Annotated in this window: 21 protein-coding genes and 1 pseudogene; 8 read left to right on the forward strand and 14 right to left on the reverse strand. The window is 65.3% G+C overall.

Annotated features, from left to right (window positions below; genetic code table 11):
- Nucleotides 1-54: 54 nt before the first annotated feature.
- On the reverse strand, nucleotides 55-903 hold the full coding sequence (locus AKN83_RS32710; protein WP_050402362.1) for a DUF1194 domain-containing protein: 849 nt from the start codon (nucleotides 901-903) through the stop codon (nucleotides 55-57).
- 258 nt (nucleotides 904-1161) lie between these two features.
- On the opposite strand from AKN83_RS32710, the gene clpS reads away from it, so the two are divergent.
- Nucleotides 1162-1467, forward strand: a complete 306-nt coding sequence (clpS, locus tag AKN83_RS32715; RefSeq protein ID WP_050402363.1) for an ATP-dependent Clp protease adapter ClpS — start codon at nucleotides 1162-1164, stop codon at nucleotides 1465-1467.
- 6 nt (nucleotides 1468-1473) lie between these two features.
- On the opposite strand, the gene AKN83_RS41480 is transcribed toward clpS, so the two are convergent.
- The 5 genes and pseudogenes from AKN83_RS41480 to AKN83_RS32735 all read right to left on the reverse strand — a co-directional run bounded on the left by AKN83_RS41480 (nucleotide 1474) and on the right by AKN83_RS32735 (nucleotide 5379).
- The gene (locus AKN83_RS41480; protein ID WP_244522196.1) at nucleotides 1474-1860 is read right to left on the reverse strand and encodes an EamA family transporter; all 387 of its coding nucleotides are present in this window, start codon (nucleotides 1858-1860) and stop codon (nucleotides 1474-1476) included.
- A 133-nt stretch (nucleotides 1861-1993) separates the two neighbouring features.
- A pseudogene (locus AKN83_RS41485) lies at nucleotides 1994-2359 on the reverse strand (EamA family transporter); the annotation flags it as partial.
- A gap of 12 nt (nucleotides 2360-2371) precedes the next feature.
- Nucleotides 2372-3565 carry an adenylate/guanylate cyclase domain-containing protein gene (locus tag AKN83_RS32725; RefSeq protein WP_050402364.1) on the reverse strand — a complete coding sequence of 398 codons (1194 nt, stop codon included), beginning with the start codon at nucleotides 3563-3565 and terminating at the stop codon, nucleotides 2372-2374.
- 50 nt (nucleotides 3566-3615) lie between these two features.
- A complete protein-coding gene (gene aroC, locus AKN83_RS32730; protein WP_050402365.1) occupies nucleotides 3616-4704 on the reverse strand; it encodes a chorismate synthase in 1089 nt (362 codons plus the stop codon).
- A gap of 75 nt (nucleotides 4705-4779) precedes the next feature.
- Entirely contained in the window at nucleotides 4780-5379 is a 600-nt protein-coding gene (locus AKN83_RS32735; RefSeq protein WP_063695638.1) for a histidine phosphatase family protein, read from the reverse strand.
- A 174-nt stretch (nucleotides 5380-5553) separates the two neighbouring features.
- Between AKN83_RS32735 and AKN83_RS32740 the strand changes: the two genes are divergently transcribed.
- A complete protein-coding gene (locus tag AKN83_RS32740; protein ID WP_050402366.1) occupies nucleotides 5554-6042 on the forward strand; it encodes a sigma-70 family RNA polymerase sigma factor in 489 nt (162 codons plus the stop codon).
- 67 nt (nucleotides 6043-6109) lie between these two features.
- Nucleotides 6110-6874 (forward strand): anti-sigma factor family protein, encoded by a 765-nt coding sequence (locus AKN83_RS32745; RefSeq protein WP_050402367.1) that lies wholly within the window; start codon nucleotides 6110-6112, stop codon nucleotides 6872-6874.
- A gap of 389 nt (nucleotides 6875-7263) precedes the next feature.
- On the opposite strand, the gene AKN83_RS32750 is transcribed toward AKN83_RS32745, so the two are convergent.
- Both AKN83_RS32750 and AKN83_RS32755 read right to left on the reverse strand, forming a co-directional pair.
- Nucleotides 7264-8223 carry a DnaJ C-terminal domain-containing protein gene (locus tag AKN83_RS32750; protein WP_050402368.1) on the reverse strand — a complete coding sequence of 320 codons (960 nt, stop codon included), beginning with the start codon at nucleotides 8221-8223 and terminating at the stop codon, nucleotides 7264-7266.
- 212 nt (nucleotides 8224-8435) lie between these two features.
- Nucleotides 8436-8843 carry an RT0821/Lpp0805 family surface protein gene (locus AKN83_RS32755; protein WP_050402386.1) on the reverse strand — a complete coding sequence of 136 codons (408 nt, stop codon included), beginning with the start codon at nucleotides 8841-8843 and terminating at the stop codon, nucleotides 8436-8438.
- A gap of 108 nt (nucleotides 8844-8951) precedes the next feature.
- On the opposite strand from AKN83_RS32755, the gene pdxH reads away from it, so the two are divergent.
- Nucleotides 8952-9593 carry a pyridoxamine 5'-phosphate oxidase gene (gene pdxH, locus AKN83_RS32760; protein ID WP_063695639.1) on the forward strand — a complete coding sequence of 214 codons (642 nt, stop codon included), beginning with the start codon at nucleotides 8952-8954 and terminating at the stop codon, nucleotides 9591-9593.
- A 147-nt stretch (nucleotides 9594-9740) separates the two neighbouring features.
- Nucleotides 9741-10493, forward strand: a complete 753-nt coding sequence (locus AKN83_RS32765; RefSeq protein WP_050402369.1) for an SDR family NAD(P)-dependent oxidoreductase — start codon at nucleotides 9741-9743, stop codon at nucleotides 10491-10493.
- Nucleotides 10494-10630: 137 nt separating this feature from the next.
- Here AKN83_RS32765 and AKN83_RS32770 read toward each other — a convergent pair whose 3' ends face one another.
- Both AKN83_RS32770 and AKN83_RS32775 read right to left on the reverse strand, forming a co-directional pair.
- Nucleotides 10631-10852: a hypothetical protein gene (locus AKN83_RS32770; protein ID WP_050402370.1), complete on the reverse strand. Its 222-nt coding sequence runs from the start codon at nucleotides 10850-10852 to the stop codon at nucleotides 10631-10633.
- A 129-nt stretch (nucleotides 10853-10981) separates the two neighbouring features.
- Nucleotides 10982-11959, reverse strand: coding sequence for a magnesium transporter CorA family protein (locus tag AKN83_RS32775; RefSeq protein WP_050402371.1), 978 nt, complete (start codon nucleotides 11957-11959; stop codon nucleotides 10982-10984).
- A gap of 362 nt (nucleotides 11960-12321) precedes the next feature.
- Here AKN83_RS32775 and AKN83_RS32780 point away from each other — a divergent pair, with 362 nt between their 5' ends.
- Nucleotides 12322-12999 (forward strand): L,D-transpeptidase, encoded by a 678-nt coding sequence (locus tag AKN83_RS32780; protein WP_050402387.1) that lies wholly within the window; start codon nucleotides 12322-12324, stop codon nucleotides 12997-12999.
- A gap of 23 nt (nucleotides 13000-13022) precedes the next feature.
- On the opposite strand, the gene AKN83_RS32785 is transcribed toward AKN83_RS32780, so the two are convergent.
- Entirely contained in the window at nucleotides 13023-14213 is a 1191-nt protein-coding gene (locus tag AKN83_RS32785; RefSeq protein WP_050402372.1) for an extensin family protein, read from the reverse strand.
- A gap of 76 nt (nucleotides 14214-14289) precedes the next feature.
- Here AKN83_RS32785 and AKN83_RS32790 point away from each other — a divergent pair, with 76 nt between their 5' ends.
- Both AKN83_RS32790 and AKN83_RS32795 read left to right on the forward strand, forming a co-directional pair.
- Nucleotides 14290-15918 carry a fatty-acid--CoA ligase gene (locus AKN83_RS32790; RefSeq protein ID WP_050402373.1) on the forward strand — a complete coding sequence of 543 codons (1629 nt, stop codon included), beginning with the start codon at nucleotides 14290-14292 and terminating at the stop codon, nucleotides 15916-15918.
- Between the two features lie 310 nt (nucleotides 15919-16228).
- Nucleotides 16229-17086: a DUF1499 domain-containing protein gene (locus tag AKN83_RS32795; protein WP_050402374.1), complete on the forward strand. Its 858-nt coding sequence runs from the start codon at nucleotides 16229-16231 to the stop codon at nucleotides 17084-17086.
- 113 nt (nucleotides 17087-17199) lie between these two features.
- Here the strand turns inward: AKN83_RS32795 and AKN83_RS32800 are convergent, their stop codons facing one another.
- From AKN83_RS32800 to ribB, 3 genes are all read right to left on the reverse strand, one after another.
- Nucleotides 17200-18117 (reverse strand): MBL fold metallo-hydrolase, encoded by a 918-nt coding sequence (locus AKN83_RS32800; RefSeq protein WP_050402388.1) that lies wholly within the window; start codon nucleotides 18115-18117, stop codon nucleotides 17200-17202.
- A gap of 131 nt (nucleotides 18118-18248) precedes the next feature.
- Nucleotides 18249-19463 carry an acyl-CoA dehydrogenase gene (locus AKN83_RS32805; RefSeq protein WP_050402375.1) on the reverse strand — a complete coding sequence of 405 codons (1215 nt, stop codon included), beginning with the start codon at nucleotides 19461-19463 and terminating at the stop codon, nucleotides 18249-18251.
- Between the two features lie 190 nt (nucleotides 19464-19653).
- Entirely contained in the window at nucleotides 19654-20730 is a 1077-nt protein-coding gene (ribB, locus tag AKN83_RS32810; RefSeq protein ID WP_050402376.1) for a 3,4-dihydroxy-2-butanone-4-phosphate synthase, read from the reverse strand.
- Nucleotides 20731-20797: the final 67 nt, after the last annotated feature.

The raw sequence follows: 20797 nt of genomic DNA on the forward strand, positions 1-20797 counted from the left end.
CACCGCGTTGAGAAATGATGGGCTTCCCTTCGCTCTACCAAGCCTGCGCGAGCGCTACCGTCCCCAGCGATCCTGCCAGATCTTCTCGCCGATCGTGCAACTGACTCGCGGCTCGTTCTCTGCGGTCCGCACGATCGATCGCTCGGGGGTACGGCCGGCAACTTCGAGCAGCAGTTTGGTGCGGATCGCCTCCTTGAACTTCTCGCGATCCTTGATCGACACCACGAAGGAGCCCGGCCCGCCGATCACGCAGTCCTCGTAGTACCAGTCGAGATTTTCGATATCCATCGTCGAGTAGGACGGCTCCTTCACCATGATCGGCAGGCCGTTGATGACGATGCCCTTGTCGAGCGCCGCATCGCGCGCCGGCGTGATCGGCGTGCCGTTGTTGTTGGGGCCGTCGCCGGAAATGTCGATCACACGACGCAGGCCGCGATGCGGATTCTCGTCGAACATCGGGATCGCGAAATAGATCGCGCCCGAGATCGAGGTGCGCGAGGCGCGGCGCACCGGCGTCTTCATGATCTCGGCGGAGACCGCATCGGCGGATTCGGGGCCGTCGATCACCCGCCAGGGAATGATGACCTTCTGGTCGTTGGAGGCGGCCCACTCGAAATAGGTGATCGATATCTTGCCGTTCGGGCCGGCCTTCAGCGCCTGCAGGAATTCCTTGGAAACGATCGCTTGCGCATAGCCCTCGCGCTGGATCGCGAGCTCGTCCATGTCCATCGAATAGGAGACGTCGACCGCGATGATCAACTCGATGTCGACGCTCGGCGTGGATTCCTTTTCGGCCAGCCGGCCTGTCTGTGTTCCCGGGCCGGGCGCGGCAACACCGGCCACATCGCCGCTGGCCAACATGCCCGCGACAAGCACCGCTCCGATCGAGACATACCAGCGCATTGCGGCCCTCCCGTCGTGTCCTGTCATGGTGACACGCAAATCAGGCGCCGAAAAGCGCAGATATCATCTGTCCTTCACATTCAAGTTAGGGGCCTGCAAGTTGGACGCCTGCAGGCTAGTCGCTTGCAGACCAGTCAACACTTGCCATGCATGAGGCAACGCGCGCCGTGCCGTTGCCGCAATGACGCCGTGCAAATCGAACGGTTCCAACACGCGCGGGAAGACGGTATTCTTAGGGAGCAATCGCGAGGGAGTGCGATGCCCGATACCGTCGCCAAGCCGAAAACCAGGACCAAGACCAAGGTCGAGCGGCCACGCCTGCACAAGGTGATCCTGGTCAACGACGACTACACGCCGCGCGAATTCGTCGTCACCGTGCTGAAGGGCGAATTCCGCATGACCGACGATCAGGCCTACAAAGTGATGCTGACCGCGCACCAGCGCGGCGTCTGCGTGGTTGCGGTGTTCACCAGGGATGTCGCGGAGACCAAGGCGACCCGCGCCACCGATGCCGGCCGCGCCAAGGGCTATCCGCTGCTGTTCACCACCGAGCCCGAGGAGTAGCGGCCCTCATCGCTCCGCTGGCGCGGGCTGCGCCCGCTGGCCGAGCACAATGTCGGCGACGACCGCCCCCATCACCAGCGCGCCGCCGATCACGGCACGGAGCGACGGCACCTCGGCGAACGCCAGCCACACCCAGAACGGCATCAGCGGCGTCTCGAGCGTTGCGATCAGCGAAGCCTGCGCTGACGGCAGCAACCTCGAGCCGACCGTGAACAGGGTGAGGCCGAGACCGACCTGGCATGCGCCGAACATCGCAAGCACGCCGAGATCGGCGCTGCTGACCGCGCCGATGCCGAGCCCCAACGGCAAGCTGACGGCGCTGCCGAGAAAGTTCGAGAGCGCCGCCGCGGCAATCATCGGCGTACCCTTGTGCCGCCGGATCACCACCGTCATCAGGGATGATCGCCAGCACCATGACGCAGGCAAGGCCGATACCCCTGTAATCCGTGATGCCGCCGGCGCCGCTGACGGTGATGGCCACCCCCGCGAGCGCGACGAGGCTCGCCAGCAATGTGCCGGGCCGCGCCCGCTCGCCGAGCCAAAGCCAGGCGATCGCAGCCGCTGCAAATGGCTGCATCGCGATGAGAATGGCGACATTGGCGACGCTGGTCAGTTGCAGCGCCGGAATGAACGTCACCATGCCGAAGGTCGAGAGGCCGGCCACGAGCCATCCGCTCGCGGGCATCGCGACGAGATCGCGCACGCCACGGCGGCCTTGCGTCGCGACCAGGAACAGCGCGATCGCGCCGCCCCCGAACAGACCGCGCCAGAACAGGATGGTCCAGGAATCGAAGTGCAGCAGCCGGGTGAAGAACGGCGCGGTGCTCCAGGCAGCCGCTGCCGCCACGACCAGCGCGATCCCGGTGCGATGCTGCGCGGCTGCGTCAGTCACGTGGCACTGTCGCTAGCTCGCAGCGGCAACCGGCGCCTCGTCGAACAGGCCGTAGACCCGTTCGGCCTTGGCAAATCCCGCGATCGGAAACTCGCCGAGATCGCTCCAGCCGCCGTCGTGAATGCCGGCGAAGCGCTCGGAGGCCACGACGGTGCGGCCGAGACGGCCGGCGATCTTCTCGAGCCGCGCGGCGAGATTGACCGCCGGACCGATGCAGGTGAAGTCGAGTCGGTTGCCGCCGCCGATATTGCCATAGAGCACGCGCCCGAGATGCAGCGCGACGCCGAAGCGGAAGCGCTCGACGGCGTCGCCATTGGGGAATTGCAGCGCCTCGACCCCGGCGCGGGATGCGCGCGCCGCCTCCAGCACCCGCGAGCACACCTGCACCTCGTCGCCGAGATATTCGTCGACCGGGAACACCGCGAGCAGTCCGTCACCCATGAACTTGAGCACCTCGCCGCCATGGTCGCGGATCGCGGTGACCTGGCAATCGAAATAGAGGTTGAGTATCTCCACGACGGTCTCGGACGGCAAGCGGTCGGACAGCGCGGTGAAGCCGCGCAGGTCGGACAGCCAGATCGCGGCATCCATCGTGTCGGCATGGCCGCGTCGGATCTGACCGCCCATGATGCGCTCGCCGGCCCGGTTGCCGACGTATGTGTCGAGCAGCAGCGAGGCGGTTCGGCGCAACGTGACGATCTCGATATAGCGCGACAGCGGGACGGTGATCGAGCGAATCGCATCGAGCTGCTCGTCGGTGAAGCCGCCCGGCTGCTTGGTGGTCCAGCTCGAGGCGTTCGGGGGACCGGCGGTGTTGATCAGCGGCAAGCCGATGTAGTCGGTGACGCCCTCCGCCTGCAGGTCGACGATAATGGGAAAGCGTCTGCTGGCGGGGTCGTCGAGTCGCGCGCGCACCTCGACGCCCTGCTTGAGAACGATCGCCAGCGGGCTGACGGCAAATTCCGGGGTGTCCTCGATGTTGTGATCAACGCTGCCGGTGTCGACCTCGGCGCCCGGCTTCCAGATGAAATGGCGGCCGTAGATCTCGGGATGTAGCGTGCGCACGAAGACGCCGATCCGCCACAACGGCAGCCCGGCCCGCACCAGGCGTTCGCAGCATTCGGCCATCATCTGCGCCGGGGTCGGCGCCGATCGCGCGCCGCCGATCATCCACGCGATGATGTCCCGAAGCTCCGACGCGTTCATGGCATTCCCCAGGCGAGCAGGCGAACCGGCACTTGCCATTATACAGGGGTTCAGCGCCCGGTCTGCCCGCGGTCGCGCAGAAAATGATCCGCCAGCACGCAGGCCATCATGGCCTCGCCCACCGGCACCGCGCGGATGCCGACGCAGGGGTCGTGGCGGCCCTTGGTCAGGACGTCGGTATCGGCGCCCTTGCGGTCCACGGTCCGGCGCGTGGTCAGGATCGAGGACGTCGGCTTGACGGCGAAGCGGACCACCACCGGCTGGCCGGTCGAGATGCCGCCGAGCACACCGCCGGCATGGTTGGACAGGAAACGCGTCCCATTGTTGCCGGTCCGCATCTCGTCGGCGTTCTCCTCGCCGGATAGTTCGGCCGCGCCGAAGCCGGCGCCGATCTCGACGCCCTTGACGGCGTTGATGCTCATCATCGCCGCAGCCAGATCGCTATCGAGTTTTGCGTAGATCGGCGCGCCGAGCCCGGCCGGCACGCCCTCGGCGACGACCTCGATGACGGCGCCGATCGAGGAGCCGCTCTTCCTGATGCCGTCGAGATAGCTTTCGAAGAACGCCGCCTTGTCCTTGTCGGGACAGAAGAACGGGTTGTTGGCGATCTCGTCCCAGTCCCACTTCTCGCGGTCGATCTTGTGCGGCCCCATCTGCACCAGCGCGCCGCGCACCTTCACCTCGGGCAGGACCTTGCGCGCGATCGCACCGGCTGCGACGCGGGTCGCGGTCTCGCGCGCGGACGAGCGCCCGCCGCCGCGATAGTCGCGCAGGCCGTATTTCGCCTCATAGGTGAAGTCGGCATGGCCGGGGCGGAATTTGTCCTTGATCTCGGAATAATCCTTCGAGCGCTGGTCGGTGTTCTCGATCAGGAGCGCGATCGGCGTTCCGGTCGTCACCTGCACGCCGCTTTCCGGATGCGCCATCACGCCGGACAGGATCTTCACCGCATCCGGCTCCTGGCGCTGGGTGGTGAAGCGCGACTGGCCGGGCCGGCGGCGGTCGAGATCGTGCTGGATCTCCTCCGCCGTCAGCGGGATCATCGGCGGACAGCCATCCACCACGCAGCCGATCGCGACCCCATGGCTTTCGCCGAAGGTCGTGACTCGGAACATATGGCCGAAAGTATTGAAGGACATGGCGTGTCGTAACGCGCAGGGTCGGCAGCGTCAAACGGGTTTCATGACCCCCAGGACGCGGCTGACCCGGTGCCCTTAACTATGTTTCCGCAGGCCCGCCGCGCCGAACACGTAGACCGCGCCCTGCTCGATCGTAAGGTCGGCGGCCGAGGCCGGGGTCTCGAAGCCGAGCGCCACCATCAGCGCCCGCGCGGTGCCGCCATGGGCGACGGCGACTGTGTCCGAGGTCACCGAGCCGTACCATTCGGTCATCCGCGCCTGCACGTCGACATAGCTCTCGCCGCCCTCCGGCGCGACCTGCCACTTCTCGGCGAGGCGGCGGGCATAGACGACGGGGTCGGCAGCCTGCGCCTGCGCCAGCGTCGAGCCTTCCCACGTTCCGTAGGCGATCTCGCGCAGCCGCGCGTCGAGGGTGTAGTCGCCCGCCGGCAGGCCAAGCTCGCTGCGCACCAGCTCCATGGTCGCGCGCGCCCGGATCAGCGGGCTCGCGACGAACGGCAGCGTCGTCTTGTCACGGCCGTCGCGCACCAGGAGATCGGCGAGGATGCGGCCGGCATGTGCCGCCTGGACGCGGCCGCGCTCGTTGAGAGCAATATCCTGCACGCCCTGAAGCCGGGCTTCGGCGTTCCATGAGGTCTCGCCGTGACGGATGTAGTAGATCGTTGGCACCGGCATTCGCTTCGCATTTTTCCGGCCCGGAGGTACACCAGCACTTCGGCTGGCGACAAGCCCTAATCGGCCGCAGCGGAGGCGCCATGCGCACAGGTCGGCGCAACCGGAATAGCCACGCCGTCAGGGTGTTATGTTTGATAAGGCGGCTATCGCCGAGACCATCGAAGACTGGGATGCATGACCGCGTTTCGTCAAAGTGTCGAAGCAATGATTCCGGCGCTCCGCCGCTATGCGCGCGCGCTGGTGCGTGACACGGATATCGCCGACGATTTGGTGCAGGACACGCTGGTGCGCGCGCTGCGCTCGGAGCGGCTGTTTCTCGGCGGCGACGTCAGGAGCTGGCTCTACACGATCCTGACCAATTTGAACAAGAACCGGCGGCGCTCGCTGGCGCGGCGGCCGCCCCTGATGCCGCTGCTCGACAACAATGCCGACGCCAGCGGCACCGAGGCCGAGGGACGCGACATCGAGCGCGCGCTGTCGACGCTGGTCGAGGAGCAACGTTCGGTGCTGCTGCTCGTGATGCTGGAGGGCATGAGCTACCGGGAGGTCGCCGATATTCAGGGCGTGCCGATCGGCACGGTGATGTCCCGCCTCGCCCGCGCGCGCGCCCATGTGCGGGCCTCGATCGAGGGCCAGCGCCCGGCGCTGAGGCGGGTGAAATGATACTGTGCGCGATGACAGGCATTACGCATGAGCGATTTTCGAACGAGATTTGGCAGAGACGACTGATATGACCGATCCGAACATCCCCGTCACCGAAGACGAGCTGCACGCTTACGTCGACAACGAACTGCCGGCCGAACGCCGCGGCGATGTCGAGGTGTGGCTCGCCACGCATCCCGACGACGCGGCACGGGTGCAGTCATGGCGCACGATGGCCGAGATGCTGCATGCGCGCTACGACACCGTGCTGGACGAGGCGGTGCCGAAGCGGCTCGAACTCGAGCGGCTGGTGCGCCAGCCGCGTCGCTGGGTCTATGGCGCGGTGGCGGCGACGCTGATGGCCTTCATCGCCGGCGGCGGCGTCGGCTGGATCGCGCGCGGCGCGACCGCTGCGCCGTCGACCTTCCAGAGCTTCACGCTCGATGCGCTGGATGCGCACCGGCTCTACGTGGTCGAGGTCCGTCATCCGGTCGAGGTGCCCGGCAGCGAGCGCGATCATCTGCAGCAATGGCTGACCAAGCGCTGCGGCTGGGACGTCCGGGCGCCCGACCTCACCGGGCTGAAGCTGGTCGGCGGCCGCCTGCTGCCGGGGCCGAGTGGGCCGGCTTCGTTCCTGATGTATGAGAGCACGTCCGGCGAGCGCTTCACGGTCTACACCGCGAAGGCGAGAACCGAGGCGACCCAGATGCGCTATGCCGTGCAGGGCAACGACGGCGCGCTGTTCTGGGCCGATCGTGGCGTTGCCTATGTCGTCAGCGGCGGCACCGACCGCACGCGCCTGACCCAGGTCGCGCGGGCCGTCTACGACCAGATGGAGAAGAACGGCGGCTGATCTCCCGTAGATTTACGGGAGATCAGCCGCGAGCATTGTGCCGTTTCGAGTAAGTGAATCCAGCCTCACTCGGCGTCCCAATTCCGACATTGAAAATTTCGATTCGCGTCATGGACGCGTCTCATTGTCGTACCGGATGCTCACGCGAAGATGATCCGCGCCCGATCCGCCGATCGGCGCACGCGGCCTCGATTGGGGTTTTGTGTACCGCGCTGGTCCCCCTCTCGAGGCCGCACTCTTTTTCCGCAGTCCGATCTGCACGCCGCAGATTTGGACGTCGGACGGCCGGTCATCCTTTGACGCTCTCGCAATGGCCGCGTCTACCCCGATAGAGTCCGGGGTAGTGCTGTTTCGCGTCTATAGCGTCTTTTGGGGCGCGCTCCCGGCGGTCAGCCGAGATCGCTGCGCGGATTGTAGGAATTTCGCTCCCGCCACGTCTGCATCAATGCCTCAAGCTCGGCATCGTTCCCGTCGGGAAGGATGATGCGGGTCGTGACGTAGAGGTCGCCGACGGTCCCCGCCTTCGCCAGCCCCTTGCCCTTGAGGCGGAAGGTACGGCCGCTCGAGGTGTTCTTCGGGATCGACAGTTCGACCGCGCTGCCGAGCGTCGGCACCCGGACCTTGCCGCCCAGCACCGCCTCGTAGAGGGTCACAGGCAGATCGATCCGGAGATCGTTGCCGTCGACCTTGAAGAACGGATGCGGCGCGATCGAGATCGTGATCAGGAGGTCGCCGGGCGGATGGCCTGGCGCGGTGTCGCCCTGCCCCTTCAGCCGGATCTGCTGGCCCGCGGTTACGCCGGGCGGAATCTTGACGTTGAGCTCGCGGCCGGTCGGCAGGCGGACGCGCTTGCCGCCGCCCCTCACCGATTCCTCCAGCGATACCGTCATCGCTACCGAAAGGTCGAGGTCGACGCCGACCCCGCCGCCATCGAATTCAAACGGGCTGGCCCGTCCGCCGCGCGCACCGCCACCGCCACGCGCAGCGTTGCCGAACATGCTGTTGAGGATGTCCTCGAAGCTGCCGCCACCCATGCCACCGCCGGGGCCGCCGCGGAAACTGTACTCGAAGCCGCCGGGACCGGCACGGCCGCCGGCGCCGCCGCCAGGGAAGCCCTGGAAGCGCGGCTTGCCTTCGGCATCGATCTCGCCGCGGTCGAACTGCTTGCGCTTGTCCTCGTCGCCAACGATCTCGTTGGCCGCGTTGATCTCGGCAAAGCGGGCAGCCGCCTTCGGATCGTTCTTGTTGTTATCAGGGTGATGCTTCTTGGCGAGCTTGCGATAGGCGCTCTTGATCGTCGCAGCGCTGGCGCTCCGCTGCACCCCCAGGACCTCATAGGGGTCACGCATCCGTCACGTCTCCTTCACGGGAAAATCAGTTCTGGCCGGGAACCCATCCGGGCCCGCTTTGTCTTCATGTGGGGACTCAGTGGCATTTTTGCAACTAGCGCCTTTCCGCTCCGATCGATCAGAATGGGGCTGAGATTATCGTTCTGACGCGTTTTCTTCACCCCAGCCGCGCCTTCGCTCGAAAACGCGACCGGCGGCATCGGCCGGAACTTTCAGGACTTGCTCCAGGGCTTCATGCTCTGGATCTGCCAGCGCCCCTGTCCGGCCTTGCAGGCAGCGCCCTGCAGCCAAGTCTCGGTGGCTCCATTAACATAGCTGGCAAGGAAATCCCGGCACGTCTTGCCATCCTCGCCCGCATAGGCCTGGGCCAACGGCGTCACCGAGCCGCGCGCGCCGGTCTGGGGATTTTCCCAGGGCTGGCTGGAATCCTTGTCGCCCTTGGTGAGCACGTCGGAGGCGGCGTTGCGGGCGAAGGCAAGATCGCTGTCGGTCGGCATCGCCGTGTTGACCCGGGTCAGGCTGATCGAGCCCGTCACATCCGTGTCGTCCAGTTTGGCGAAGGCATCGGTGCGCGACAGGCTGCAGCCGCTGGCGCCGACGCCGATCAGGATCAAGGTCACCACCGCGCCCGCGGGATGGATCGCCGATAGGCCAACGCGCCCCCATGCCCTATATAGGGCTAGAAACGCGCTCTCGGACGCGGGCGAATGCAAATCGGGACTCCTGACATGACCGACACGACCTCCATCAAACACCCGACACCGTTAACATCGGGTGATTTCACCGCGGCGGAGGAGCCGTTCGCCCTGTTCGGCGAATGGTTTGCGGAAGCGGCCAAGTCCGAGCCGAACGATCCGAACGCGATGGCGCTCGCCACCGTCGATGCCGACGGGCTGCCCGACGTGCGGATGGTGCTGATGAAGGGCTTCGATGCGGACGGCTTCGTGTTCTACAGCCATATTGCCAGCGCGAAGGGCCGCGAATTGGCCGCAAACCCTAAGGCCGCTTTACTGTTTCACTGGAAATCGCTGCGCCGCCAGGTGCGCATCCGCGGGCTGGTGACGCCGGTGACCGATGCCGAGGCCGACGCCTATTTCGCCACCCGGCCGAAGCAGGCGCAGATCGGCGCCTGGGCCAGCAAGCAATCGCAGCCGCTGGAGAGCCGCTTCGCCTTCGAGCAGGCGATCGCCAAGGCCGGCGCGAAATACGTCATCGGCGAGGTGCCGCGTCCGCCGGGCTGGAGCGGCTGGCGGATCACGCCGCAGCGCTTCGAGTTCTGGCACGACCGCCCGTACCGCCTGCACGACCGCATCGAATTCCGCCGCGACGGCGCCGGCAGCGCGTGGTCGAAGGTGCGGCTCTATCCCTGAAAAACCGCGACCGTCATGGAAGGGCGAAAGCACGAAGCGGGTCTTCGTGTAAGATGACCCCGGCCATCGACGTCCCGATCCCCAATCGTTCGAAGATGTCGATATCAGGCACGGCGCCGCGCGCGGCGAAAACGAAAGAAACTGTCGATGACCCGCCCCTCCAATGCACCGCGGCGCACGCTGCTCCTGACCGGCGCGAGCCGCGGCATCGGCCATGCCACCGCGATCCGGTTTTCATCCGCCGGCTGGCGCGTCATCACGCTGTCGCGGCATGCGTTCCCGGAGGTTTGCCCCTGGGGCGCCGGGCCGGAGGATCACATCGAGGTCGACCTCGGCAGCCATGACGACACCGTGCGCGCGATCTCGGAAATTCGGCAGCGGCTGGACAACGACGAGCTGCACGCGCTGGTCAACAATGCTGCGATCTCGCCGAAAGCTGCGGGCGGCGGCCGGCTCGGCACCATGGACACCGACATCGAGACCTGGACCCACGTCTTCCACGTCAACTTCTTCGCGCCGATCATGATCGCGCGCGGGCTGATCGAGGAATTGAAGCACGCCAAGGGCGCGGTGGTGAACGTCACCTCGATCGCCGGCTCGCGCGTCCATCCGTTTGCCGGCGCGGCCTACGCGACGTCGAAGGCGGCGCTTGCGGCATTGACGCGCGAGATGGCCTCGGACTTCGGCCGCGTCGGCGTTCGCGTCAACGCGATCGCGCCAGGTGAGATCGATACCTCGATCCTGTCGCCGGGCACCGAGAAGATCGTCGATCAGCAGATCCCGATGCACCGGCTCGGCACCCCGGACGAGGTCGCCAAGATCATTTACGTTCTCTGTACGGAGACCAGCTCTTATGTGAACGGTGCGGAAATCCACATTAACGGTGGTCAGCACGTCTGAGCTTGGCCTGGATGTAAATTCGGGGGGAGAGAGGTTCGAGGCGATCCCGGCCGCCGCCGCGGCCGTACTCCAAGGATTGCTTCGATTGCAGGCGTAACGACGCAGACGAGGCTTCTGCCTCCGATAGGCCTCAGCCTCTAGTCGGCGTAGAACCGGCGAGACTTCTTCTCAAACGGTTGCAGCGCGATGTCGTTCAACGCGCTGGAGCAGTCGTCTTCGTCCTCGCCATCCAACATCGCAGCGCCACAGTAACGGCAAAGTCTCGGCGAAATCGCCTGCACCTTGCCTGCTGCGCGGTCCTGTTGATAGCGCGCAAAGTCGATGACGTTACGCCGTGGCGTTATGATCTTCTCAACCATTGCTGTCCTCCGGCTTCGAGGCGGGCGTTATCGCAGACAAGTTTCGCCCAAACGTTCAGCGCAACGCTCAAATTTTAGCAGAGGAAATAAGGCAGAAAACGCGTCCCAAAACGCGACGTATGGAACCGGTTACAGCCACTTCTTCCACCTGAATATCCAGTACGGCACGATCGCAGCGAACAGCATCATCACCAGCGCGATTGGATAGCCGTGTGTCCATTCGAGTTCCGGCATGATCTTGAAATTCATGCCGTAGATCGAGGCGATCAGCGTCGGCGGCATAAGCACCACCGCCATCACAGAGAACAGCTTGATGATGTTGTTCTGTTCCAGATTGACCACGCCGAGCATGGCGTCGAGCACGAAGGTGATCTTGTTGGAGAGATAGGACGCGTGGTCGGTCAGTGAGGCGACGTCACGCTGCATGGTCTTGAGCTGCTCGCGCATGTCCTTGGACCATTTCACGCCCTCCACGACAGCCGAAAGGAACGTGACGAGGCGGCCGATCGAGACCAGGCTTTCGCGGACCTTCGAGGTCAGGTCGCCCTTGCGGCCGATCGCGATCAGGATCTGCGAATATTGCTTGGCGTGGCCGTGGCGTTCGCTCTCCGGCTCGAAGATGTCGTGGGAGACCTGGTCGATGTCGGCGCCGCAGCGCTCCAGCAGGTCCGCGCAGCGGTCGATCACCGCATCCAGCAGTTCCATCAGCACCTGCTCGCCGGTGATGCCGGGGGCACAGGCCCGGGCCAATTTGTTCTCGACCAGCGCGAATGGTTTCGGCAGGTCGTAGCGCACCGTGACCAGGCGATGGCTGGTCAGGATGAAGGTGACCGCCGTGGTCCGCGGCATGTCGGTGTCGGATTGGCACATCAGCGTCGCGGTCATGTAGCGCGCGCTGTTCTCGATATAGAGCCGGCTGGAGATCTCGATCTCCTGCATGTCTTCCCGGGTCGGAACCGCGATCCCGGCGAGCTTCTCGACGGCCCGGTCCTCCTCGACGGTCGGGTTCACCAGATCGACCCAGACCGCCCCCTCCGGCAGCGCGCCGAGGTCGGTCGCAGCGGCCTTCTTGAGGGAGAAATCGGAGGGAACGAACACCGACAGCATCACGAGCTCCGAGACACAGGATTGGAAAAAGGGTTGGCAAGACCCGTCGATCTAGCGCGATTCTGGCTGGCGCTTCATGACCGGGCGATTAACCGGACATCCACCTTGTGGCGGCCGGGCGGCGGTGAGCGTGACGTTGAAGCGGCTTCGATTGAGCGACCGTTGCCTGTTTGCACAAAAACTGGCCCCACACCAGAAGACTTGCGGCAAAAAAGCCACAGGCGAGGTCCCGCGATGCGGCAAAGGCATCTAAACTCTGGGAATAATGGCACGTTTCGGGCAATAATGCGGTTCATGGAATCGTGGCGTTTGGGGCGCAATCGTGGCGCTTGGAGACGCGGATTTTCGATTGGAACGTAATCATGTCGTCGTTCAAAGTTACCTTTGGGATACTGGCCGCAGGCCTGATGTTGTCAGGCTGCATGCAGGCCACGACCTATGAGGCAACCAACACTGCAGCCTTCAAGCCGCGTGACAAGGAACTGCTGGCCAAGACCACCTACGTCAAGACGCCGGTAGCCGAGCCGTTCCGCCGCGCCATCGTCGAGTATCACCGTAAGGAAGCCCCCGGCTCGATCGTGGTCGATTCCGACAATCATTACCTCTACTACGTGCTGAACGACGGCAAGGCGATCCGCTACGGCATCACCGTCGGCGAGGAAGCCATGGCCTGGTCCGGCATTGCAAAGGTCGGCAGCATGACCGAATGGCCGGCCTGGCATCCCACCCCAGGTGAAATCTCGCGCCTCGGCGTTCCGACCTTCGTGGCACCCGGCCCGGACAATCCGATGGGCTCGCGCGCGATGTATCTCTACTCGGGCGGCAAGGACACGCTGTTCCGCATCCACGGCACCAACCAGCCGGAATACATCGGTTCGTCGATCTCCTCGGGCTGCATCCGCATGACCAACGAGGACGTCATCGACCTCTACAACCGCGTCAAGCTCGGCACCATCGTCGTGGTGCTGGAGCCGAAGCACGGCGACTCGCCCTACAAGCCGCAGATGGCGCTGCAGGGCGGCGGCAACGTTCCCTACTGATCCCAGTCACGTCGCAATCGCGATCAAAGGCGCCGGCTTTGCCGGCGCTTTTTTGTTGGCCGCGGCTTGGTCTCGGCAGCGCCTTCAGGCGCCGCCGCATCAGCTGATTTCGCCGCATCCGACTCATCGGCCTTGCCACGGTCGGCTTCGTCCGGCTTGGATGAGTCCGGCTTGGACCCGTCTGATTTAGCCGCGACCTCGCGCGGCGGCGCCGCTTCGGGGCGCCCGGCCGGCAACAGCGGCGCGACACGCGGCAGCGGATCGTAAACATTCCACTGGCAGATCCGGTAATTGTTGCGACGCTCCGTCAGGTCGAGATGGATGTGGTCCTCGTGGTACCAGTCCGAGCCCGGGCCGAGCACGGTGGAGAAGCGGGCGCAGACCGAATGCAGCACGGTCTCGCGCAGATCGCGCGGCACGCTGCGGTCGGTCAGCGAGATCGATTTGCCGTTGGCAAGACCGAGGGCGCGGACGTCGAGCGCATTGGCGCGGCCATGTTCGGAGAGCTGCGCGCCAGCGACGCGATTGCGGCCGCGGCACTCGAACGAGTCGAAATTGTCGAGGTTGCTGATCCCGCCCCCGAGGCTCTGCGCCAGCGGCGCGATATCGGTACGGACCCAGTCGGCGACCGCACTTGCCATCTTGCAGCGGAGGATCGCCGCGGGCTTGACTGCGACCTTGCGCTTGTCGGGCAGCGCGATGGCCTCGAGCCGCACCAGATCCTCGCCGCCGCAGCCGCCGGCGCCATGGATATCCGGAATGCTCGGTGCGATCGCGATCTCCTCGGTGAGGGCCTGCCGGCAGGCCGATAGCTGCGGCCTGGGCGGCTCGACCGGTTTTGCAACTTCGGCCGGCTTGGCCGTTTCGCCGGGTGTAGCAACCGCCGGAGGCTGCGTCTCGGCCGCGGGCGGCGCGGGCCCGGCCGCAGGCGGCGCCTGGTCTGCTGGCGGCCCTTCCGCTGCCGCCGGCGCCTCTGCCGGACGCGGCTTTGGCAGTGGCACCGCCGAGCGGCGGACCGCCTTGTGTGCCCGGTGCGGCCGGATGCCAAGCAGATCGTCCCATGGAAAGCTCGGCGCGCCGCGGGCGGCCCCGGCGGGCCCCGCTTGCATGCCAAGGCACAGCAGCGCGGCGGCAGCGGTAACCATTGCCGCGCGCCCGCGACGAAACGCGCCATCAGGCCATTTTCGGCTTGCTTTCTCCGCGCTACAGTTCATGTCAGTTCCATGATTTTACTGCCGGCCGTCCAAGATGCCGGCAGATCATGCGTGAGGATCGAGGAGGGATTTGCGTATGCTTGGCTTGATGCAAGATTGGCCCTTGCTGTGTCACAAGATTATTGAGCACGCCGCCAAATATCACGGCACGCAGGAAGTCGTGACCCGGTCGGTCGAAGGTCCCATTCATCGCACCAACTATGCCCAAATTCACGCCCGCGCGCTGAAGGTCTCGCAGAGCCTGGAGCGCGACGGCATCAACCTCGGCGACCGCGTCGCCACCATCGCCTGGAACACTTGGCGCCACCTCGAGGTGTGGTACGGCATCATGGGGATCGGCGCGATCTGCCATACGGTCAATCCACGACTGTTTCCGGAACAGATCGCCTGGATCGTCAACCACGCCCAGGACCGCATCGTCATCACCGACCTCACCTTCGTTCCGGTGCTGGAGAAGATCGCCAGCCAGCTGCCGAGCGTCGAGCGCTACGTGGTGCTGACCGACAAGGCGCACATGCCGCAGACCTCGCTGAAGAACGCGGTCGCCTATGAGGACTGGATCGCGGCATCCGACGGCAAGTTCAAGTGGAAGACCTTCGACGAGAACACCGCCGCGGCGATGTGCTACACCTCCGGCACGACGGGCGATCCCAAGGGTGTCCTGTATTCGCACCGGTCCAACGTGTTGCACGCGCTGATGGCCAACTCGAAGGACGCGCTCGGCACCTCCGCCTCGGACACAATGCTTCCGGTGGTGCCCTTGTTCCATGCCAACAGCTGGGGCATCGCCTTCTCCGCACCGTCGATGGGCACCAAGCTCGTGATGCCGGGCCCAAAGCTCGACGGCGCCTCGGTGTACGAATTGCTGTCGACCGAGAAGGTCACCCATACCGCGGGCGTCCCGACGGTGTGGCTGATGCTGCTGCAATACATGGCCGCCAACAATCTCAAGCTGCCGGATCTGCAAATGGTGATCTGCGGCGGCTCGGCGATGCCGCGCTCGATGATCAAGGCGTTCCTCGACATGGGCAGCCAGGTGCGGCACGCTTGGGGCATGACCGAGATGAGCCCGCTCGGCACGCTGGCGACGCTGAAGCCGCCGTTCACCGAACGCACCGGCGAGGAGCGGCTCGACATCCTGCAGACCCAGGGCTATCCGCCGTTCGGCGTCGAGATGAAGATCACCGACGATGCCGGCAAGGAGCTGCCGTGGGACGGCAAGACCTTCGGCCGTCTCAAGGTCTCCGGCCCCGCCATCGCCAAGGCCTATTTCCGCGTCGATGCCAACATCCTCGACGATGCCGGCTTCTTCGACACCGGCGACGTCTCGACGATGGACGAGCACGGCTACATGCGGATCACCGACCGCTCCAAGGACGTGATCAAGTCCGGCGGCGAATGGATCTCCTCGATCGATCTGGAAAACCTCGCGGTCGGCCATCCCGCGGTGGCGGAAGCCGCCGTGATCGGCGTCCATCACCCCAAATGGGATGAGCGGCCGCTGCTGATCGTGCAGCTCAAGCAGGGCCAGAGCGCCACGCGCGAGGACATCCTGAAGTTCATGGACGGCAAGATCGCCAAGTGGTGGATGCCCGACGATGTCGCCTTCGTCGACGGCATTCCCCACACCGCGACCGGCAAGATCCTGAAGACGGCGCTGCGCGACCAGTTCAAGGACTACACTTTCCCGACCGCCGCGGCATGAGAATTCACCCTCTCCCCTTGTGGGAGAGGGTGCCGAGCAAAGCGAGGCGGGTGAGGGGTTCTCTCCGCGGATAGAGACCCCTCATCCGTCGCGGACTACGCTTAGCCGATGCAAGGCATCGGCCTCCATTTCGAAGGACGGCGGCCAAAGGCCGCCTATGGCCACCTTCTCCCACAAGGGGAGAAGGGAGGTGTCGACCGCCACATCACGCCCAAATCCCTTGAATTCGCCGCAGGTCCGTGGTCTCACACGGGTCATTGGCGGCGGCTGAGGTCGCCGGGGGCAATCTCAACCGGCAGATTATTCGACGATGGCGCGCAGGTTTTCCGCTCCCTACCAGCAGGAGCCCGTGTCCGGTCTCGCCACCTGGTCGCGCAATCTCGCCATCTTCTCCGTCGTCGCGGTGGTGGTCTCGATGATCATCGTCCGCTTCGGGTTCCTGGAGGTCAAACCGGCGCTGGCGACCTTCTTCGGCGCGCTGGGCCTCGCCGGCCTGTCGATCCTGCTCGGGCTGGCCGCCTTCGCTGCGATCTGGCAGAACGGCACCCGCGGCATGGGCCGGATCCTGCTCGCTTTCATGATCGACGCCGCAATCCTCGCCTATCCGGGCTACCTGACCTATCAATACCGCAAGCTGCCGCGGCTCTACGACGTCACCACCGATCCGATCGACCCGCCAAAATTCGAGGCGCTGGCGCGGCTGCGCACCGGGGAAGGCACCAATCCGGCCGCCTACGCCGGCCTCGCTTCCGCCGAGCGGCAGCGCGCCGCCTATCCCGATATCGAGACCGTCGAGTTGGAAACCCCGGTCGACCGCGCCTATGAGATGACCCTGCGGCTGGTGAACCGCCGCAAATGGCTCGTCATCGACGCACGCGCGCCGCAGCCGCCGCGCCGGATCGGCCGCATCGAGGCGGTGGCACGCACGCCGATCATGGGTTTCCGCGAGGACGTCTCGATCCGGGTCACGCCCGATGACGAGGACTCGCGCGTCGATATCCGCTCCGCCTCGCGCTATTTCGACACCGATCTCGGCAGCAACGCCGCGCGGGTCAAAAAGCTGATCGAGGACCTCAACGCCGCCGCCGAGAACGACAATTCGAAGCCCGCCAAGAAGGCAGCCCCGGTCGCGCCCAAGGCGCCGCCGGCGAAGTCGGTGAAGAAATAATTCACCCGTCATTCCAGGACATCGCGCAGCGATGAACCCGGAATCCATTTCACGACACAGCCTGCGGTCTGATGGATTCCGGGCTCGTGCTTCGTACGCCCCGGAATGACGAGTCAGGCCATCCGGTACGTGCCGCCGATTACGGGATCGCCATCCGTCGCCACGACACCGCGCGCGACCAAGTCCTCCAGATGCGCCAGCACCGAATAGCCGGCGGCATTGGCGAGGCGCGGATCGAGCCCGATATAAATCGCTCGCACCATGGTCGGGATGTCGGCCTCGCCCTTGGCCAGGCGATGCAGGATCGACGCCTCGCGCGCGCGGCGATGCCGCGCCAGGAAGCGGACAAAGCGCGTGCCTTCCGGAATCTCCGGACCATGGCCGGAGAGATAGAGCTGCTCGGGACGCTGCTCCAGCCGCTCCAGCGAGGCCATGTAATCGATCATCGAGCCGTCGGGCGGCGCCACGATCGAGGTCGACCAGCCCATCACATGGTCGCCGACGAAATTGATGCTGCGCTCGGCCCAGGCGAACGCCAGGTGATTGGCGGTGTGGCCGGGGGTTGCCACCGCCTCCAGCGCGAAGCCCGCACCCTCGATGACGTCGCCGTGCTTGACCTCGATGTCGGGCCGGAAATCGCGGTCGGCGCCGGATTCCGGATTGTGCTTCTCGCTCTCGAAGCGCGGGCGCGAGGCGCGGTGCGGCCCCTCGGCATAGACGGGCGCACCAGTCGCGGCCTTGATCCGCGGCGTGTTCGGCGAGTGGTCGCGATGGGTATGTGTGACCAGGATGTGGGTCACGGTCTCGCCCCTGACCGCATCGAGCAGCGCCTTGGCATGCGCCGCATCGTCGGGACCGGGATCGATGATCGCGACCTTGCCCTCACCGACGATGTAGCTGACCGTGCCGGTAAAGGTGAACGGGCTTGGATTGTTGCAGAGCACGCGGCGCACGCCGGGGCGGACCTGTTCGACCACACCGGGCTGCAGCGGAAATTCGCGGTTGAACGGGACGTCGTCGTTGTCGGCCATGGGAGGTGCCCCGAATGCGATCTTGCAGGATGGGTAGAGCGCAGCGAAACCCATCATGCCAGCCGCATGGTGGGCAGTAAGATGGGTTTCGCTTCGCTCTACCCATCCTACGCTGTCGGGGATGGCGTCCCTTACGAGAACGCCTGGATGCCGGTGATGGCGCGGCCGAGGATCAGCGCGTGGACGTCGTGCGTGCCCTCATAGGTGTTGACCGTCTCGAGATTCGCGGCGTGGCGCATCACGTGATACTCGATCTGGATGCCGTTGCCGCCGTGCATGTCGCGAGCCATGCGGGCGATGTCGAGCGACTTGCCGCAATTGTTGCGCTTGACGATCGAGATCATCTCGGGCGCCATCTTGCCCTCGTCCATCAGGCGGCCGACGCGCAACGAGGCCTGCAGGCCGAGCGCGATCTCGGTCTCCATGTCGGCGAGCTTCTTCTGCACCAGCTGGGTCGCGGCGAGCGGCCGGTTGAACTGCTTGCGGTCGAGCGTGTATTGCCGCGCGCGGTGCATGCAGTCCTCGGCGGCGCCGAGCGCACCCCAGGAGATGCCGTAGCGGGCGCGGTTGAGGCAGCCGAACGGACCCTTGAGGCCGGAGACGTTGGGCAGCAGGGCGCTTTCCGGCACCACCACGTTGTCGAGCACGATCTCGCCGGTGATCGAGGCGCGCAAGCTGAGCTTGCCGCCGACCTTCGGCGCCGACAGGCCCTTCATGCCCTTCTCGAGGATGAAGCCGCGGATCTGGTTGTCATGGGCGGCCGACTTGGCCCACACCACGAACACGTCGGCGATCGGCGCATTCGAAATCCACATCTTGGCGCCGTTCAGCTTGTAGCCGTCGGCGACCTTCTCGGCGCGGGTCTTCATGCCGCCGGGATCGGAACCGGCGTCCGGCTCGGTCAGGCCGAAGCAGCCGACCCATTCCCCGGTCGCAAGCTTCGGGAGATATTTCTTGCGCTGGTTTTCGTCGCCATAGGCGTAGATCGGATACATCACCAGCGACGACTGCACCGAGTTCATCGAGCGATAGCCGCTATCGACGCGCTCGATCTCGCGCGCCACCAGGCCATAGGCCACGTAGCTCGCATTGGCGCAGCCATATTCCTCGGGCAGCGTCACGCCGATCAGGCCGAGCTCGCCCATCTCGTTGAAGATCTCGCGGTCGGTCTTTTCTTCCAGATAGGCCTTGGTGACCCGCGGCAACAGCTTGTCCTGCGCATAGGCCCGCGCGGTGTCGCGGATCAGGCGCTCGTCTTCGGTGAGCTGGTCGTCGAGCAGGAACGGATCATCCCACTGGAAGCTGGCGGCAGCCGGCTTGTCCTTGGCCTGGGGGCGCACGCTCATGAAACATCCTTTCGCATCGTCACTCGGAAATTGGCGGATAAATTAAAGCGCTATGCTGCGAAGCGCAATTGGTGATCCTCTCACCGTCCTTCCGGGGCGATGCATGGCATCGAACCCGGAATCTCGAGATTCCCCGGGGCGCAATCCCGCCCCTGTGGTTCTCGCTTCGCGAGCCCGGGAATGACGGGTGCTAGCACTCCAGCCTCTCGTTCGACACGATCTCGATGCCGAAACCGGACAGACCCTTGTAGTCGTGCACCGACGAGGTCAGGTGCCGGATCGAGGTGATGCCGAGATCGCGCAGGATCTGCGCGCCGACGCCGACCTCGCGCCATTGCTTGTTGCGATCGGCCTCCGCCGATTTCTGCTCGCTCACCGGCTGCACCGGAACTCCGGCTGCACCGTCGCGCAGATAGACCAGCACGCCGCGGCCGGCATCCTTGAAGTGCCGCAGCACGGCTTCCATCCGTGCCGGACCGGTGAAGAGGTCGGTCACGATATTGGGCTTGTGCAGCCGGGTCAGCACGTCCCGGCCGTCGCCGATGCCGTTGTAGACGAAGGCGGCGTGCATGATCTCGTCGAACGGCGAGCGATAGGCATAGCCTTGCAGCGGGCCGATCGGGCTTTCGGTGGTGAAGGTCGCGACCCGCTCGATCAGCTTCTCGCGCGCCTGGCGATAGGCGATCATGTCCGCGATCGTGACATGCTTGAGCTTGTGGGCAGCGGCGAATTTCGCGACCTGCTCGCCCTTCATCACGGTTCCATCGTCGTTCATCAGCTCGCTGATGACGCCGACCGGCGGCAGGCCCGAGAGCCGGCACAGATCGACCGCCGCTTCGGTGTGACCGGAGCGCAGCAACACGCCGCCATCGCGCGCGATCAGCGGGAAGATGTGGCCGGGCCGCGCGAAATCGTTGGCGCCGGCATTGGGATTGGCGAGCGCGCGGCAGCAGGAGGCGCGTTCGTCGGCCGAGATGCCGGTGCCGCCATCGGGCTTGTAGTCGATCGAGACGGTGAAGGCCGTGGTGTGGTTGGACTCGTTGTGCGCCACCATCGGATCGAGCCGCAGCCGGCGGGCGTCCTCGGTGGTGATCGGCGCGCACACGATGCCGGAGGTGTGACGGATGATGAAGGCCATCTTTTCCGCCGTGCAGAACGACGCCGCGACGATCAAATCGCCCTCGCCTTCCCGATCGTCATCGTCGGTGACGACGACGAGTTCACCCTTCGCAAAGGCTTGCAGCACTTCCTGGATCGTATCGGCCATTGTCCTGACATCTCGCTTTATGCAGGCAGTGGATTAGCCGGGTTCCGATGTCAGCGCCAGTATCATT

The sequence above is a fragment of the Bradyrhizobium embrapense genome, from assembly GCF_001189235.2.
Classification (GTDB): Bacteria; Pseudomonadota; Alphaproteobacteria; order Rhizobiales; family Xanthobacteraceae; genus Bradyrhizobium; species Bradyrhizobium embrapense.

What these genes read in the sequence shown, in the direction of transcription:
- AKN83_RS32710 (WP_050402362.1), bottom strand. Translation starts at nt 903, where the DNA reads ATGCGCTGGTATGTCTCGATCGGAGCGGTGCTTGTCGCGGGCATGTTG.
- clpS (WP_050402363.1), top strand. Translation starts at nt 1,162, where the DNA reads ATGCCCGATACCGTCGCCAAGCCGAAAACCAGGACCAAGACCAAGGTC.
- AKN83_RS41480 (WP_244522196.1), bottom strand. Translation starts at nt 1,860, where the DNA reads ATGACGGTGGTGATCCGGCGGCACAAGGGTACGCCGATGATTGCCGCG.
- AKN83_RS32725 (WP_050402364.1), bottom strand. Translation starts at nt 3,565, where the DNA reads ATGAACGCGTCGGAGCTTCGGGACATCATCGCGTGGATGATCGGCGGC.
- aroC (WP_050402365.1), bottom strand. Translation starts at nt 4,704, where the DNA reads ATGTCCTTCAATACTTTCGGCCATATGTTCCGAGTCACGACCTTCGGC.
- AKN83_RS32735 (WP_063695638.1), bottom strand. Translation starts at nt 5,379, where the DNA reads ATGCCGGTGCCAACGATCTACTACATCCGTCACGGCGAGACCTCATGG.
- AKN83_RS32740 (WP_050402366.1), top strand. Translation starts at nt 5,554, where the DNA reads ATGACCGCGTTTCGTCAAAGTGTCGAAGCAATGATTCCGGCGCTCCGC.
- AKN83_RS32745 (WP_050402367.1), top strand. Translation starts at nt 6,110, where the DNA reads ATGACCGATCCGAACATCCCCGTCACCGAAGACGAGCTGCACGCTTAC.
- AKN83_RS32750 (WP_050402368.1), bottom strand. Translation starts at nt 8,223, where the DNA reads ATGCGTGACCCCTATGAGGTCCTGGGGGTGCAGCGGAGCGCCAGCGCT.
- pdxH (WP_063695639.1), top strand. Translation starts at nt 8,952, where the DNA reads ATGACCGACACGACCTCCATCAAACACCCGACACCGTTAACATCGGGT.
- AKN83_RS32765 (WP_050402369.1), top strand. Translation starts at nt 9,741, where the DNA reads ATGACCCGCCCCTCCAATGCACCGCGGCGCACGCTGCTCCTGACCGGC.
- AKN83_RS32770 (WP_050402370.1), bottom strand. Translation starts at nt 10,852, where the DNA reads ATGGTTGAGAAGATCATAACGCCACGGCGTAACGTCATCGACTTTGCG.
- AKN83_RS32775 (WP_050402371.1), bottom strand. Translation starts at nt 11,959, where the DNA reads ATGCTGTCGGTGTTCGTTCCCTCCGATTTCTCCCTCAAGAAGGCCGCT.
- AKN83_RS32780 (WP_050402387.1), top strand. Translation starts at nt 12,322, where the DNA reads ATGTCGTCGTTCAAAGTTACCTTTGGGATACTGGCCGCAGGCCTGATG.
- AKN83_RS32785 (WP_050402372.1), bottom strand. Translation starts at nt 14,213, where the DNA reads ATGAACTGTAGCGCGGAGAAAGCAAGCCGAAAATGGCCTGATGGCGCG.
- AKN83_RS32790 (WP_050402373.1), top strand. Translation starts at nt 14,290, where the DNA reads ATGCTTGGCTTGATGCAAGATTGGCCCTTGCTGTGTCACAAGATTATT.
- AKN83_RS32795 (WP_050402374.1), top strand. Translation starts at nt 16,229, where the DNA reads ATGGCGCGCAGGTTTTCCGCTCCCTACCAGCAGGAGCCCGTGTCCGGT.
- AKN83_RS32800 (WP_050402388.1), bottom strand. Translation starts at nt 18,117, where the DNA reads ATGGCCGACAACGACGACGTCCCGTTCAACCGCGAATTTCCGCTGCAG.
- AKN83_RS32805 (WP_050402375.1), bottom strand. Translation starts at nt 19,463, where the DNA reads ATGAGCGTGCGCCCCCAGGCCAAGGACAAGCCGGCTGCCGCCAGCTTC.
- ribB (WP_050402376.1), bottom strand. Translation starts at nt 20,730, where the DNA reads ATGGCCGATACGATCCAGGAAGTGCTGCAAGCCTTTGCGAAGGGTGAA.